General features: G+C 31.1%; 13 protein-coding genes. 4 read left to right on the top strand and 9 right to left on the bottom strand.

The genetic code is table 11. The annotated features are described in order from the left end of the window. Positions 1–147: 147 nt before the first annotated feature. Positions 148–882 carry a 3D domain-containing protein gene (locus tag KGNDJEFE_RS03360; protein WP_006439809.1) on the bottom strand — a complete coding sequence of 245 codons (735 nt, stop codon included), beginning with the start codon at positions 880–882 and terminating at the stop codon, positions 148–150. 709 nt (positions 883–1,591) lie between these two features. On the opposite strand from KGNDJEFE_RS03360, the gene KGNDJEFE_RS03355 reads away from it, so the two are divergent. The 3 genes from KGNDJEFE_RS03355 (at position 1,592) to KGNDJEFE_RS03345 (ending at position 3,486) form a co-directional block, all read left to right on the top strand. Then, positions 1,592–2,476, top strand: coding sequence for a putative ABC transporter permease (locus KGNDJEFE_RS03355; RefSeq protein WP_040410368.1), 885 nt, complete (start codon positions 1,592–1,594; stop codon positions 2,474–2,476). Between the two features lie 189 nt (positions 2,477–2,665). Next, positions 2,666–3,091, top strand: a complete 426-nt coding sequence (locus KGNDJEFE_RS03350) for a YtxH domain-containing protein (protein WP_148881787.1) — start codon at positions 2,666–2,668, stop codon at positions 3,089–3,091. A gap of 32 nt (positions 3,092–3,123) precedes the next feature. Continuing rightward, a complete protein-coding gene (locus KGNDJEFE_RS03345; protein ID WP_006439805.1) occupies positions 3,124–3,486 on the top strand; it encodes a hypothetical protein in 363 nt (120 codons plus the stop codon). A 51-nt stretch (positions 3,487–3,537) separates the two neighbouring features. Here KGNDJEFE_RS03345 and KGNDJEFE_RS03340 read toward each other — a convergent pair whose 3' ends face one another. The 3 genes from KGNDJEFE_RS03340 to KGNDJEFE_RS03330 form a co-directional block, all read right to left on the bottom strand. Further along, entirely contained in the window at positions 3,538–4,722 is a 1,185-nt protein-coding gene (locus KGNDJEFE_RS03340) for a cation diffusion facilitator family transporter (RefSeq protein ID WP_040410367.1), read from the bottom strand. A 1,204-nt stretch (positions 4,723–5,926) separates the two neighbouring features. Beyond that, positions 5,927–7,276: an MATE family efflux transporter gene (locus tag KGNDJEFE_RS03335; RefSeq protein WP_006439803.1), complete on the bottom strand. Its 1,350-nt coding sequence runs from the start codon at positions 7,274–7,276 to the stop codon at positions 5,927–5,929. A 35-nt stretch (positions 7,277–7,311) separates the two neighbouring features. Then, entirely contained in the window at positions 7,312–8,124 is an 813-nt protein-coding gene (locus tag KGNDJEFE_RS03330; RefSeq protein ID WP_006439802.1) for a hypothetical protein, read from the bottom strand. Between the two features lie 249 nt (positions 8,125–8,373). Between KGNDJEFE_RS03330 and KGNDJEFE_RS03325 the strand changes: the two genes are divergently transcribed. Beyond that, complete coding sequence (locus tag KGNDJEFE_RS03325) at positions 8,374–9,174, top strand: HAD hydrolase family protein (protein WP_244949447.1); 801 nt, start codon at positions 8,374–8,376, stop codon at positions 9,172–9,174. A gap of 476 nt (positions 9,175–9,650) precedes the next feature. On the opposite strand, the gene KGNDJEFE_RS03320 is transcribed toward KGNDJEFE_RS03325, so the two are convergent. The 5 genes from KGNDJEFE_RS03320 to KGNDJEFE_RS03300 form a co-directional block, all read right to left on the bottom strand. Next, positions 9,651–10,298, bottom strand: coding sequence for an aspartate/glutamate racemase family protein (locus KGNDJEFE_RS03320; protein ID WP_006439799.1), 648 nt, complete (start codon positions 10,296–10,298; stop codon positions 9,651–9,653). A 92-nt stretch (positions 10,299–10,390) separates the two neighbouring features. Next, a complete protein-coding gene (gene yaaA, locus KGNDJEFE_RS03315) occupies positions 10,391–11,224 on the bottom strand; it encodes a peroxide stress protein YaaA (protein WP_040410366.1) in 834 nt (277 codons plus the stop codon). Between the two features lie 57 nt (positions 11,225–11,281). Further along, a complete protein-coding gene (locus KGNDJEFE_RS03310) occupies positions 11,282–12,451 on the bottom strand; it encodes a class I SAM-dependent methyltransferase (RefSeq protein ID WP_006439797.1) in 1,170 nt (389 codons plus the stop codon). 72 nt (positions 12,452–12,523) lie between these two features. After that, complete coding sequence (gene pepD / locus KGNDJEFE_RS03305) at positions 12,524–14,080, bottom strand: beta-Ala-His dipeptidase (RefSeq protein ID WP_040410365.1); 1,557 nt, start codon at positions 14,078–14,080, stop codon at positions 12,524–12,526. A gap of 96 nt (positions 14,081–14,176) precedes the next feature. Beyond that, on the bottom strand, positions 14,177–14,788 hold the full coding sequence (locus KGNDJEFE_RS03300; RefSeq protein ID WP_006439795.1) for an HDIG domain-containing metalloprotein: 612 nt from the start codon (positions 14,786–14,788) through the stop codon (positions 14,177–14,179). Positions 14,789–14,996 lie beyond the last annotated feature (208 nt).

Here is a 14,996-nt window from a genome sequence, read left to right as displayed (position 1 = left end):
CAAAGGTTTAGCAAGTTTTAATTTAACCACTCTTAAGAATATACTAAATTTATATCAGATTATATATACAAAAGAGGACTGCTGCATTTTATGCAACAGTCCTCTTTTATTGAGTATTATTTATTGAGTTTGAAGAAATTGTTTGTCTTATTTTATGTCGTTTAATACGATTATTTCTATGTTTCTTCTTCCAAATTTGTAACATTCTTTTCTTGAATTCATGAATATGTCTATTTTAGTTCCTTTTATTGCTCCACCACAGTCATTAGCTACGAATGTTCTGTTGAAGTATGGTATATATACTTTTGTTCCATATGGTATTACTTTTGGATCAACAGCTATTGTTCCCCATTTTGGTTTCTGTCCTGTTGCTGTTGTTGAATGCCCAGAATATGCTGAAGCATTTGATTTGTATGATTTACCTGTTGAAGTAAGTTTACCTCTTTCGTTGAAGTAAAGTATTTTTCCATTCTGTCTAACTATACTTTCACCAACAAACCCATTTTTACCAAAGTTGTAAGTTTTTCCATTTTCTAATCTCTGTATACCTGTGTGCATACCTTTTTCTTTATTGAAATAATAAGTTTTTCTATTTATTTCAGTCCAACCAGATGCCATTTTACCATCTTTATTGAAATAGTAGTTATTTCCATCTATTACTTTCCAACCAGTTGTTGGATTTCCATTTTCATTGTTGTAGTATAAGCTATCTCCTCTTTTTACCCATCCGGCTTCGTTTAGAGAAGTTCTTTCTACATTTTCTTCTATCTGAACTGTTTCTAAATCATTTATTTCCTCATTTGCAAATACAAATCCTGTGCTTGATAAAAGCATCATAGATGCTAATACTATAGCGCTTAATTTTTTCTTTAAATTGAACATATAACCCTCCGTCTTATTTTTTTATTTAATTTAACTTGTTTTCATTTTTTACAATTTGTTACTTTTTATATATCTTTCTGTTACTTTTTTGTAACTTTTTCAACCTTGTTTATATAATAATATAAAAGTTACAGCTTTGTAAAGACTTTTTTTGAAATTTTTACAAACAACAAACAACAACAGTCATTGTGTTTTTTTATGATTTTTCACACAATTAACTTGTTTTTTGGCTATTTCAAGGCTTTAATCAGTATATAAAGTAACAACAAGTGTTTACTTGAGTTGTAAATTTTTTTAAAAATATTTTTTTCGAGATTGTAAAACTGTTACATAGTTTGTAACTTTTTGTTACAAATTGTCTATCAATTCTATCTAATTGTAACAATTAAGCACAATTTTTCTGCTAAATGTTACTCTTCTTGTACTTTAAGTTTTGTATATTTTAAAAAATATATTATATTCTCCTCAATCTCAAAGTTTCTTCATATGGAAGGACTATAATTGAATAAAGACTTTATTCATATTCTAAAATTTATGTAACAATTTTAGCACCATAATATCAGATTTTATTTTCTGTATTATATATGATAGAAATTGAATATTTTTTTTAAATATATATGCCTAAAGACAAGTATTTTACTTATTTACAGCATATTTCTTGGCAAGCTTTTTGCTTGTTTTTAAATTTTTAAATGAGGTGATTTTTAACATGAAAGTTTTATATCTCCAGGTATTATATTTTACTATATATAGTTTCCTTGGTTGGGTATGCGAGAGTACGTATTGCTCTATTGGGCAAAAGAAATTTGTCAATAGAGGGTTCTTAAATGGACCATTCTGCCCTATATACGGTTTTGGAGCGCTGCTAGTTATTTCAATACTATCTCCATTTGTAAATAATATACCAATATTATTTATCGCAAGTATAATTGTTACAAGTACCCTTGAATACATCACAAGTTACGTTTTGGAAAAGATCTTCCACATGTCTTGGTGGGACTACTCAACATACAAATACAATATAAATGGTAGAGTTTGTTTAAAGAACTCTTTGATGTTCGGTGTGATGTCACTTTTCGTTATGCTTGTCGTGCATCCAGCTGTAGATGATTTTGTAGCTAAAATAAATACAAATGTCGCATTTGTACTTTCTATATTATTTGGAACATATTTTATAGTAGATACAATTATTACAGCTAGTACTATACTTCATCTTAACGAAAGACTTGAAAAACTTCATACACTTCACGAAGACTTACTTGAAAAGAAAAAGAGACATCTGGAAGTTGTCAAAGGTCATTTACAGGCTAGTCTTGCAAACCAGATTGAAGAGCTTGGATTGTCTAAATACTCTCCTGCTGAAATGGAAGAGCTATTATCAAGCGACTTTAGAGGTAACTTTATAAAAGAAGAACACAAAGTTATGAACGAACTTGAATTTGAAATTAAGTCTTTAAGCAATAGAATTGAAGAGTTAAAAAGTAAAGGTCATGGCGTATTAAGAAGAAGAGTTATAAAAGCTTTCCCTAATATGAAATCTTTAAAACATAAATCTTTACTTGAAGAAATTAAAGAAAATATAGATAAAAAATAAATCTGATTGAAAAACTATGAGATTTTCTATAGTGCTAATATACACTTTAGATTATTTTCATAGTTTTTTATTTTATTTTGAAAATTCATAATTTTTTCTGTTTACATATTCACATATTGGGTATATATTATTTATAACGTATAGTTTTTAAAAATTTTTCAATATACATTTTGGAAGGAGATGTTTTTAATGAGTTTATCAAAAAAAATCCAGGCAAAGAGACAGGCTAAAATAAAGGCAGAAAAAATTAAAAAAGCTAAAACTGCTGCAGCAGGTGTTGCTGCTGGTGTAGCTGCAGGTGCAGTTGGTGGTATATTATTAGCGCCTAAATCTGGCAAGGAAACAAGAGAGGACATAAAAAACGCTTCTAAACAGGCTGTAGATGCTGTCTCTGACAAAGCTGCTGGTGCTAAGGCAAAAGCTGGCGATGTTATAGGTGCACAGAAAGAAAAATTCAATGATTCTAAAGCTAAGATAAAAGAATATCTTGATGCTAAAAAAGCTGTAGATGAAGCTTACGAAGAATGTGAAGAATGTGGTGTCAATTCTGAAGATGTAGTTGAAGCTCTTGAAGAAGCTGCTGAAGCTATCGAAAAAGAAGAACCAGAAGCTTAAATTTTAATAAGCTTAGAATTGGAGATTAGACTATGACTATCACAATCAACTTAAATACAATTTTATTTATACTAGCTATTATCGGCTGTGTAGCGCTTGTATTTTTAATAAAGTTAATAGTAAATTTACTTGCGACTATAAAGAATGTAAATTCTGTTTTAGATAAAGTTAATGTAGTTCTTGACGATAATACAGAAAATGTAACGAAATCAATTTCAAAACTTCCTAAGCTTGTCGATGATTTTAGTCAAGTTGGAGAAAATGTTAGAGATGTCAGCGAGGTTGTTACAGATGTCGCTGCTGATATTATAGTTACAAAGGAAAGTGTTAAAGGAAACTTTGAATTACTTACTGAAATACTTAATATTGTAAAATCAGTTTTCTCTTCAAAATAATAAAAAATTACCCCCCTGGTAAAAACTAGGGGGGGGTATTATTATAATGATTTAAAAATGTCTTTTTACGTAGTTTTTATCTACTAATATTACACAGTTATAGTTTGGATGAATCTTCTGTATTTCATCATTTACCCAGTTTTTAAGTTCTTCTTCTTCACTGTGTGATAAATCGCCATCCACAACAACGTCGAATACTAGATTTTTCTTATCTCCCTTACCTACTATTCTCAAGTCGTGCATAGATTCTATCTTTTCATTTCTCGCTATTATTCTAGCAAGCTCTGTTCTAGTCTGTATATAGTCCTCATCTTCAACTGCAATTGGATCCATATGTATAACAAGGTGTATATTTAACTTTTTAGATAATTCTTTTTCCGCGTCGTCTATTACCTCGTGGATTTCCATTATGTCTATATTACAAGGCACCTCAGCGTGTACAGATGCTATACATCTACCAACACCGTAGTTGTGTATTATTAAATCGTGCACACCTGATATTATATTGTACTCTAATAACCCATTTACTATCGCGTCTACCATCTCTGCATCTGGAGCTTCACCTAATAGTGGACTTACAGTTTCTTTTATTAAAGAGAAACCAGCGTATAATATTATAAGAGATACAACTATACCTACGTATCCATCTAGTGGGAATGCTGTAAACTTAGCTATTAAATATGATAACACAACACATCCTGATGTAAACACATCACCCATAGCATCAACTGCAACTGCTTTTAAAGCTGATGAGTCTATCTTTTCTCCAACGATTTTATTAAATCTTCCAAGCCAGAATTTAACCGCCATTGAGCATAAAAGTAATATGAATGGTATTAAACTAAACTGAACAGCTACTGGATTCATTATTCTTTCAAATGATGTCTGAACAAACTTTATACCCACGAACATTACCATAAATGCAACCACTAGTGCTGATAAATACTCTAATCTACCATGTCCAAATGGGTGCTCCTCGTCTGCTGGCATACTAGCCAGTTTAAATCCTATCATAGTTATAGCTGAAGATGCCATATCTGTGAAGTTGTTGAATGCATCTGCTGTAATTGCGATACTTCCACTCAAGAACCCTATACTGAACTTTAAAATAAATAAAAGCAGGTTTGATACTATCCCAACTATCCCTGCTACAGTCCCGTATTTGTTTCTTACCTCTTCATTTTCAACATTTTCGCTATCTTTTATAAATTTTTTAATAATTGCTTCTGAAATCAAAATTATCCCTCCCCGTTTTTTATTCTCATTTGATATAATTTTCATCAATTAATTCTTATAAGAATATTGATATCACTTGATTTCATAAATCTTTCTATTCCTAATTAATTTTCATATAATATTATAGATATTTTTTATTTTAATTTCAAGCAAAAAAATTATCACCTTTAATATTTTACCACAAAAAAAAATAAAAAACTGTTCACGCAGCAGAATGTGATACAGTCTTTTATTTACACAAAATTTATATGGTTAAGTTAGTTGATTACTCTGTTGTTTGTTAATACTTTTATTATTTAAGTGTTTTCAAATATTTCTTTCCCTATTACTCTTCAAATTATACTATCTATTTTGCAATATTGCAAGGGTGTTTCTATATTTATCAGAAAATTATAAATTCGTATTTTTTTAGCTTTATCTCTTTTAATATTTATTTTCTGAAACGGTCACTAGTCTTATAACCCCCTTTTTTCAAAGCCTTCAAGTCTATAAACTTATTATTATTTATTTTAAAATTTTTTTAGTTTTTTTCTATCTTTATGTTTTAGCATATAAAATATTTATATCATTTCAGTATTTTATGCCTATATTCTATCATTATCGTTCGTTTTTTGCAGACATATAACTTCTTTACATAATAAAGCCATCAAACTTCAATAGTTTATATAAGTTGTTACTTGTAATGTATAAAAGGACAAGATCATAACTGCTCTGTGCTCCAGGCTTCAGCGCCACACCATGTTAGAGTAACACATTTAGCAGATGTGGGGCGCTTGCAGAATTGTCGCTATAGAGCAGTTATTTCTCTTGTCCTCAGTTTTTATACTATTTACTCGTTTTATATATCTATAGTTTTCTTGGTGATAAAAATCAGCTAACTCTTTACTTCCATATGTCCTTTAAACTAGATAATTACTTAGAAGACTGTTGTTATATTTTTCAAGCAGTTTTCTTTTTTAATCTTATATAAATTTACTAGCTTATAAAGAGTGGTTTTTCTTGTTCCAAGTTTTTCTGTTTTACGCAGTAATTATAATTTAATAAATGTGGCTATTACAGCTTTTGTATATGGTTCTATTTGCTTTGAATAACAAAGAAATCGAACTCGACAATGCAACTTGATTGCCTGGAGAGGAGATTCTTTGTTGTTTAAAGCATAAAAATAGACCATTACAAAAGTGTAATAGCCTATTTATTAATATTTTTATACTAGTTTTCCTTTGCGTTTGTATGTTAGATATACTGATAGCATTACTATTCCTTTTATTCCCATGCTAAGCGAGATACTCACCCATACACCTGTTAGTCCCATTCCTAATACAGATGATAGTAGTAGTGCCATTGGTATTCTTGCACCTGTAAATATTATACTTACAGCAGATGTTATGTATGTTCTTCCAAGTCCTCTTAGTACACCAGTTACGATTATTTCTAGGCATTGGAATATTTCCCCAAATCCTAGTATCATCAGGTAGTTTGCACCTATTCTTCTTGCTTCTGGCTCGTCTATGAAAAATTTAAAGATAAAGTCTGCTCCAAATACTAGTAGGCACATTGTTAGCGCCCCCCAGAATATTGCAAACATTATTCCAACTTTAGCTCCTTTTTCTATTCTATCAACTTTTCCTGCTCCATAGTTCTGACCTACAAATGCAGATACAGATGATGACATCCCGTCAGCAGTTGTGTATGCAATAGATTCAATTTGGTTTCCGACCTTTTGTACTGCAATCGCTACAGGTCCCCATTTAGCAACTATTACCCCTATACACATAGAAAATCCTGTAAACATACCACTCTGTATTGCGACTGGTAGTCCTAATATAAATAGTTCTTTGTGGTAGCTAAGTTTTATATTTTTGAAATATCTTATTTTAAAGTATATTCCTTCTTTTTTAGCAATTTTATATATAAATATAAGTGTTGCACAAGCCTGTGCAGTTATTGTGGCAATCGCAGCCCCAGCTACACCCATGCTAGGAACTGGTCCAAACCCTAATATAAGTACTGGATCTAAGAATATATTTACTAATAATCCAGTTGTGTTGATTATAAATGGTGTCTTACTATCTCCCAATCCATTAAAAATTGCTGTAAATACTGGGTTTATGAAGTAAAATACCATTCCAAGTCCTACTATTATAAGGTATGTACTTCCCTGCTGTGTTACGTGTTCATCACCAAGTCTGAACAGTTCAATAAGTGGTCGGTTGAAAATTATAAGCACTGCACCAAATAATATCGCAAGCACGATGTTTATTTCTATTGCTGCCTTTATGTAGGCTCTTGTTTCGTCTAGATTGTGGTCTCCCATACTCTGTGCAACCTTTACCTCTCCACCAACTCTCGATATTGCTATAAATGCTAGTGCTAGCCAAGTGTAAAACCCTGCTGTTCCAACTGCTGCAACTGCAGAACTTCCTGCTCTACCAACCCAAAGCATGTCGACTACATTGTAGCCTATGTTTATAAAAGATGTTCCCATAATTGGAAGCGCCAACCTTATAAGCTTGTCGGCAATTCTTCCCTCAGTTAAGTCAAGTCTCCCTGCCATAGCTCCTCCTTTTTCTTTTCTCTAAATTTCCCTATTTATTCTACATTGAAGTTGTATATTTTTTCAAGTAAGTCTAGTTTGTATTTTAAATCATCCCTAGCTTGCTGCTCTATCTTTAATTCATTCTTTAAAGCTTCTTTTTGCTCTTCAACTTTTTTCAAATTGAATACTAAATCTTCCATTTCAAAGACCTTTTCTCTTCTTTCAAGTGCCGCTTGCATTACCTCGTCTGCAATAGCTCTTCTTATTCTTTCAATTTCTTTGACCATTGTTTTTTCGTCTAGATTTTCTTCTTTTTCACATGACGCATCTAAAATATTTTCTAACATCCTCATTTTTCCGTAGTTATCGTCTATAAATGCATCCAACGCTCTTTCAAGTATCATAATAGATTTTTCATCTGATTTTTTGTTTAATACCGGATGAAGTTTCAATGTAAGTAGCTTCATGCTGTCTTTCATTCTTTCCTTTTCCCTAGTGTTTAATCTATCTCTTTTTAAAAAGTCGTTTGCCTTCTGTATCCGAGATTTTTTATTCTCTATTATCTCTAAAAGTCCAAGCTGCTCAGACTCAGCAATTTCCCTTATTTTATCCTCGTCTATGTCCTTATTTGCCTTCATATATTCATTTGCCAGCTCAAGCTTTCTCAGAAGCATTCTTCTATCCACCTCTGTTTTAAGTATTGCTAGCTCGTACATTCCAAAGTGTGACTGGTATGTAGATTTTATGAGTACCTCTTTTTTTATTACATTTTCCGCTCTATCAAGGACAGCTTCTGCAAAATCCTCTTTTACTGACTGATATTCTTTTCTTAGATTTATTATCCTATCTATATTTAATACGTTCATATAGCCATCCTTTCTCCAATTTTTAAATATTTCTTAGTTTTCATTTCCCTTTAATTAATATAATAGAACAAAAAAGAAATAAAATAAATACTTCTACAAAAAAAATGACTTCTACAATTTTCTTTATTCAAATTCTCTGTAATTTTCTAGCTTTTGAGATTTGTATTAATCAATTTTTCACATTTAATGGATATTATTTTTTTGAATTTTGTGGTACCATTTCTTTATAGCAAAAATTATTTTAAGGTGGTGATTATTATTAGTACTAATGAAAAATTTGTTAAGAAGTATTTCTTCTTTGACATAGACGGAACTCTTTCTACAGGTTTCCCAGAACCATATGTTCCAGAGTCTACAAGAAGAACATTAGAAAAATTAGAGGAAAATGGTCATTTTTTAGCCATTGCAACAGGTAGAAGTCACGCAAAGGCAGTTGAGCTTTTAGACGAGCTTGGATTTGACAATATGGTTAGCGACGGCGGAAATGGTATAACTATAAATAGAGAGCTTTTACATATCGAGCCTCTTAATAAAGAGAATTGTATTGCCCTTTTAAAAGAAGCCGATAGTAGAAACATCCCTTGGGGTATTTCTATAGATAATTCAAAGACTAGATACACTAGAAACGACGATTTTGTAAATGTTACAGAGGACGTTTATATGGAAACTATTGTCGATCCTGATTTAGATATAGAAAAGATAGACACATACTACAAGCTTTACATAGCTTGTAAACCTGAGGAAGACGATACTCTTGTCGCTCTTAAAAATCTTCCTTTTGTAAGATTCCACGATGCATACTTATTTGTTGAGCCAGATGATAAATCTGTTGGAATAAAGGCCGTTATGGACCATTTTGGCGCTCCATACAAAGATGTCGTAGTATTTGGAGATCAGAAAAACGACTTAAAAATGTTCAGAGATGAATGGACTTCAATCGCTATGGGAAATGCTATTGATGAATTAAAAGAAAAAGCTGACTTTGTAACTAAAAATGCTGACGATGATGGAATAGAATATGCTTGCAAGCATTTTGGTTGGATAGATTAAAAGAGTAAAACAAAAGGCGTAAGTGAAATTTTAAAAACTTTTTCGAGTTATAATAGCAATCTCCTCTCCAGGCAATCAAGTTGCATTGTCGAGTTCGATTTGCTATTATACCCTCTCAAAATTTGTTTTTAAAATTTCGCTTTACGCCTTTATTTTTACACTGACAACCCATACCGACTCACCAGAATATAATAAAGCTTTATGAATATTATCTTATATCCTCACCTTTATTACTTATCTCTATTTACTTACTTCAAACTTTTTACTATTCTTTTCCAAAATTTTAGTTTGAAGAGTATAAAAGATGAGAGCAAGGTTTTGTAACTGCATTAGTTTTTGGAGAAAACTCGATTTGGTGAGGATAATAGTAAACCGAACTCGACAATGCAACTTGATTGCCTGGAGAGGAGGTTACTATTATTCGAGCCAAAGGAGTTTTCCACAAATTATGTAGTTACAACCTTGCTCTTTATTTTTTAGTATTCAACTAAAATTTTATGCATTGTTTCTGATGGGTTTATTATTTCCAGTTCAGTGCATTTTTTTAGTTCTTTTTCAAAGTAAGGGAAGTGCGTACATCCAAGTATTATCGCTTCAACTTTGTTTTTTTCAAAGAATTCAACCGCCAAGTCTAGGTGGTTGTCGGCTATTATGTCTTGAGCTTGTTTTTTAGCTTCTACATCTAGTACTACAGGAAGTATTCCTATTCCTATGACATTGCAGTTTTTGTTTTTTTCTACTATTGTTCTTTCAATTCCTGCAAGTCCCTGGTTGTTAGCTGCAAATACACCTACTGAGTTGTAGTCCACAGCTATTTTTTTGTACGCATCCATTGGAGTTACTATTACGATGTTTTCTTCTTTTGATAGTTTTTCCATATCTACTGCCGAGCTTAGAGAGTTGCAGTATACAAATATTTTTTTTATTCCACATTCTTTTATTTTATTTATTATTTTTTTCATTTCCAATTCTTTTGTTTCCTGTGGCATTGCTTGGAATTTTGTCTGCTCAACAGGGTTTTCAGATACTGGAAATTCCTCAGTTTCTAATCCCTTTTTTTGAAGAAACTCCGCTCCCATTTGAGTGTCTATCGGAGTTCCAGCTATTACTGCTATTTTTTCCATAGTTTTCCTCTTTTTCCTCTAACTTTTTTATTTTTTCTTTTTCTTAGTTTATCTGTACTTAATTCTAGTTTAACTTTTATTTTTAGTTTCTTTTAATCGACCTTCTTTACAAATACAATCTCTTTTTCTGTAGATTCATTTTCAGAGTATGTAAATCCATCTATATTGAAAGTTTTCACACCTTCTATATCGTCAATTTTGTTTTCAGCTATGTATCTAACCATATATCCTCTAGCTTTTTTAGAAGCTGTCGATTCAACTTTTAATTTTCCTGCTTTTTCAACCTTGAATGTACATGTAATCAGCTTTATTTTTGATTCTGATTTTTTGTTATCAAAATATTTTTCTACAGTTTTACTGTATTCTTTTGATGCTAGATTTAGTACAATTCCTTCTCCACCTAGGTCTTCAGATATATTTCCAGAGATGCTGCCATCCCAAAAAGAGTATAGATTTGCCTTGTCGTTAATCTTTACTTTAGTCTGCATTTCAAGTCTGTACTCGTCAATCATATCAAAAGGTCTAAGCACTCCATAAAGTCCACTTATTATTCTAAGATGTTCATTTAAAAATTCTATCCCTTCTTTTGATATGCTTTCTGGCGATATACTTTTGTACTGAATTCCATCGTAGGCAAATATAGCTGGTGTTTTTCCAGTAAATTTAGGACTTTCTTTGCCGTCTTTAGAATTTTTACAGCAAGATATAGGTTTCATTCTCTGAAATCTACAGTAGTTTAACTGAGCTAGTTCCTCTTTTATTTTCATTATTGCCCGTATTTCCTCAGTTATGTACTCCTTCATATGAGCAAGTACCTCGTTTGATTTTTCGTAAAGTCTTGGGCAGCTTAGCTCCCCTTCGTCAATTAGTTCTTTCCAGTCTTCAGATTTTCTCATATTTTTGGCTGGAGATATTATTATAATCATTTTTTCCACCCTTTTCCTTTTTTTAGAATTTTTGATTCTGATTGTCTGTTTTTTTAACTATATTAAACCATCCTCTTTTAAAAGTCTGTATAGAGTCTGGTCAAAGTTGAACTCTTTGATAAGATTGTCTACTTCTTTTAGCGCTTTTTCTCTTTTTTCTTTTGATATGTTTGATTTAACGGCTCTCACTAAGATGTTTTTAGGAGAGTGAGCTATGTCTATAAATTCAAGTAGCTGAGTTTTATATCCCACGCTTTCAAGTAAATTGGCTCTTATTGCGTCCGTCATAAGTGCTGCAACTCTTTCCTGTATTATTCCGTAGTTTGTAAGGATTGATAAATCTTCTGATTTCATCTGTGCATTTAGTTCGTGCTGGCAGCATGGAACCGAGAATATCATCTTAGTGTTCCATTTTATCGCATTGTAAAGCGCGTAATCTGTAGCTGTGTCACATGCATGAAGTGTGATTACCATGTCTACTTTGTTGTTGTATTTGTATCCATTTATATCCCCAAGCTCAAAGTGAAGATTTTCGTAGTTGTATCTTTTTGCAATTTCGTTGCACTTGTTAATTACATCTTCTTTTAAATCAAGCCCTATCATTTTTACATTTATTTTCTTTATCTCTACAAAATAGTAGTAAAGTACAAATGTTAGGTAAGATTTTCCACATCCAAAGTCTAGTATTGTAAGTTCTTTGTAGTCATTTTTCCTTATTTCATGATCTATTAATTCTATGAATTTGTTTATCTGTTTGTACTTGTCATACTTAGATTTGACTACTTTCCCTTCTTTTGTAAATACTCCCAGATCAACTAGTGCTGGCACGTCCATACCTTCTTTGATTATGTATTCTTTTTCTTTGTTGTGCGATTTTGACTGTTTAGCTTTAGAAACATTTTTTCCACCTTTTCTTCCAAAGAATACTTTTCTTTTTTTAGATATTTTGATGTTGAAGTTTTCTTCTTCTGACCAAGCATCTAACTGTTTGAAGTCCTCTTCCATAAATTCAAACATTTTAGCTTCTAAGTCAGCTATTTCAATATTTTCATGGAATACCTGCTTTTCTGTAAATTTTTCCACCTGATAGAATTCTCTTCCCTTAGCTTCTTTTAGGTTTATGTTTATTTTTTTATATTCCACATCTTTGTTTTTTCTATTGCTTATAACTATTTTGTATGGCTTTGAGTTTGATATTTCTCTTATAGCATTTTTTAATTCTTCCACAATTATTCTCCTTTTTAGTTTTTATTTCGTATGTATTTTTTTAATCTTTTATTTTATTTCTTGTTATCTACTCTATTTTTCAAGAAAGTCTAATAGAGCATACCAGATTTTTAAAGCTGATATTATGTCTAGTTTTTCTTCTGGTGTGTGTATGTCTAGCATGTTTGGACCTATTGATATTGCATCCACACCTTCTACGCCATCTACAAAAAATCCAACTTCTAGTCCAGAGTGTACTGCTAGTTCTTGAGATTTTCTTCCGAATATTTTTTCTATGCTTTCGTTGAATGATTTTCTAACTTCTGATTTTGGATTGAATTTCCATCCAGGATATGAGTATTTTATTTCCATTTCTGTGTGTTTAGATTTTGAAAGTTCTTCCATATCCGCTTTTATTTCTTTTATTTTTTTGTCTTCACAGCTTCTACACTCGTTTACTATTATTACTTCATCTTCCAAAGTAGATATTGTTCCAACGTTGTCAGAATACTCCACTAGTCCTTCTACATCCTCGCTCATAGTCAATACTCCATTTTTGAAGTTTTCAATCCAAGATATTATTCTTTCCTTGGCTGTTTTTTCTATAGGTTTTAATTCTTTGTTGTCTATTTTTTCTAATTCTATTTTTATCTTAGATTCTGAGTGTTTATATTCTTTTGTTATATTTTCTTGTGCTTTTTCAACAGTAGACATAGCTTTTTCTACGTTTTTTTCTTCCACAAGCACTATAGTCTCAGATTTTGAAGGGATTACATTTGGAGCTTCTCCAGATTTTATAGATACAAGTTCAAATTCTATTTTATCTTTTTCCAGATATTCTAATACTTTAGCTGCCAATTTTATCGCATTTGCTCTACCTAAGTGTATGTCAGAACCAGAATGCCCACCTTTTAATCCAGATATTTTTATCCTACAAGACGATGGATTTTCTAGTTTTGAATTTACTCTTTCAAATTTTATTCTGTTTTCAAATGCCATTCCGCCAGCGCAACTCACAATCATTACATTTTCGTCTTCTGAGTCTATGTTTAATAGCGTTTTAGATTTTAATTTGCTCATATTTAAATTCTCAGCACCTATAAAACTTCCCTCCTCATCTGATGTAAATACACATTCCAATGCTGGATGTTTTATGTCTTTGTTATCCATTATGCTCATCATATATGCGACTGCAATTCCATCGTCACCACCAAGAGTTGTCCCTCTTGCTCTTAACATTCCATTTTCTGTGTATAATTCTAGCGGATCTATGTCAAAGTTATGCACATTTCCACCTTCTTTTACACAAACCATGTCAGTATGTCCCTGTATCATTATAGAATCTCTATCTTCCATTCCTTCAGATGCTGGCACATACACAATAAGATTATTAAATTCATCCCGATAAGTTTTGTATCCTCTATCTTCTGCAAATTTTTTAATAAAATCTCTTATTTCCTTTTCTTTACCAGAATTTCTAGGTATGTCTGAAATCATTTTGAAGCATTCATATGTCTTGTACTCCATGTTTTCAGATTTCAGGTATTCCACTAAAGAATTTACAGTTGAAATTTTTTCAATCTGAGCTTTAAATTCCTGTGAGTTTAATTTGTTTTTTATGTTATCCATATTTAATTTTGTATTCGACATATTAACACCTCGATTTCTATATATTTTATTCACTATACATTTTAACTACTATAGTATTTAACGCTATTACTATCAGTTAATTTATCTAGTAGTTACTTAATTGCCATCATCTACTCCCTGGAAAAACCTAATTATATTTCCCAGGTAATATTTTTCATCTACACACGTATCATTTGAATAATTTTCATTGTGATGATTTCTCACAATCCCTAAGAAAACATTATCCTCATTTATTTCTTTTAATATCTCGTAGCTATACTCTGAATGATTATAGTAACATTGAATTTTCTTTAAATTTATATTTCTAAGTTTTCCGCTAGTCAATTTATTTAGTATAACTATTATAGATTTATCTATTATATTAATTCTCTGTCTGCTCTTGCCAACGTCATGAAGCAGTCCAACCTTTACAAGCATATCCTTATTTTTCAAAATATCATCACATACGGGTAATATTACCTTTCTATATAATATTTCCCCATTTGTAAGTGTATAACCGCTCTCAAAGTCATTTCCTTTTTCAACTTCATCTATTATACACTCTATCTCACGAGCAACTCTCACACTGTGTTTCTGCTCAGACTTTGAAATAGTATTAAAAACTTCATACTCTCTATCATCTAACTTTGACTTTACGTATTCGTAATCATCTTCATTAATTCTATCAGTTAAATTCATTACAAACTGTCTTACTCTCTTAGGAAGCATAATTTTCCTTCTTTCTTCTCTTGGACTTACTATTTATCTTTTATTCTCTATAAAGTTTAACTTTTTCCTCTTTTTCATTACATTTCACTTATTTTTAATTATACCATATAGACTTTTTATCTTCATTACAATAAGCCTACAAATATAAATCTCATTCTCATTTTTCAACTTTATTTCATACTTGAAAGAACAAATAATAGAATACAAT

Origin of the sequence: Peptacetobacter hiranonis, from assembly GCF_008151785.1 — a bacterium.
Lineage (GTDB): Bacteria > Bacillota > Clostridia > Peptostreptococcales > Peptostreptococcaceae > Peptacetobacter > Peptacetobacter hiranonis.
Note: the sequence above shows the minus strand (reverse complement) of the source record. Positions and strands in the feature narration are given on the sequence as shown.

Excerpts from the sequence above, each read along its gene's own strand:
- yaaA (WP_040410366.1), bottom strand. The coding sequence starts at position 11,224 with ATGATTATAATAATATCTCCAGCCAAAAATATGAGAAAATCTGAAGAC.
- KGNDJEFE_RS03335 (WP_006439803.1), bottom strand. The coding sequence starts at position 7,276 with ATGGCAGGGAGACTTGACTTAACTGAGGGAAGAATTGCCGACAAGCTT.
- KGNDJEFE_RS03360 (WP_006439809.1), bottom strand. The coding sequence starts at position 882 with ATGTTCAATTTAAAGAAAAAATTAAGCGCTATAGTATTAGCATCTATG.
- KGNDJEFE_RS03345 (WP_006439805.1), top strand. The coding sequence starts at position 3,124 with ATGACTATCACAATCAACTTAAATACAATTTTATTTATACTAGCTATT.
- KGNDJEFE_RS03320 (WP_006439799.1), bottom strand. The coding sequence starts at position 10,298 with ATGGAAAAAATAGCAGTAATAGCTGGAACTCCGATAGACACTCAAATG.
- KGNDJEFE_RS03330 (WP_006439802.1), bottom strand. The coding sequence starts at position 8,124 with ATGAACGTATTAAATATAGATAGGATAATAAATCTAAGAAAAGAATAT.
- KGNDJEFE_RS03350 (WP_148881787.1), top strand. The coding sequence starts at position 2,666 with ATGAGTTTATCAAAAAAAATCCAGGCAAAGAGACAGGCTAAAATAAAG.
- KGNDJEFE_RS03300 (WP_006439795.1), bottom strand. The coding sequence starts at position 14,788 with ATGCTTCCTAAGAGAGTAAGACAGTTTGTAATGAATTTAACTGATAGA.
- pepD (WP_040410365.1), bottom strand. The coding sequence starts at position 14,080 with ATGTCGAATACAAAATTAAATATGGATAACATAAAAAACAAATTAAAC.
- KGNDJEFE_RS03355 (WP_040410368.1), top strand. The coding sequence starts at position 1,592 with ATGAAAGTTTTATATCTCCAGGTATTATATTTTACTATATATAGTTTC.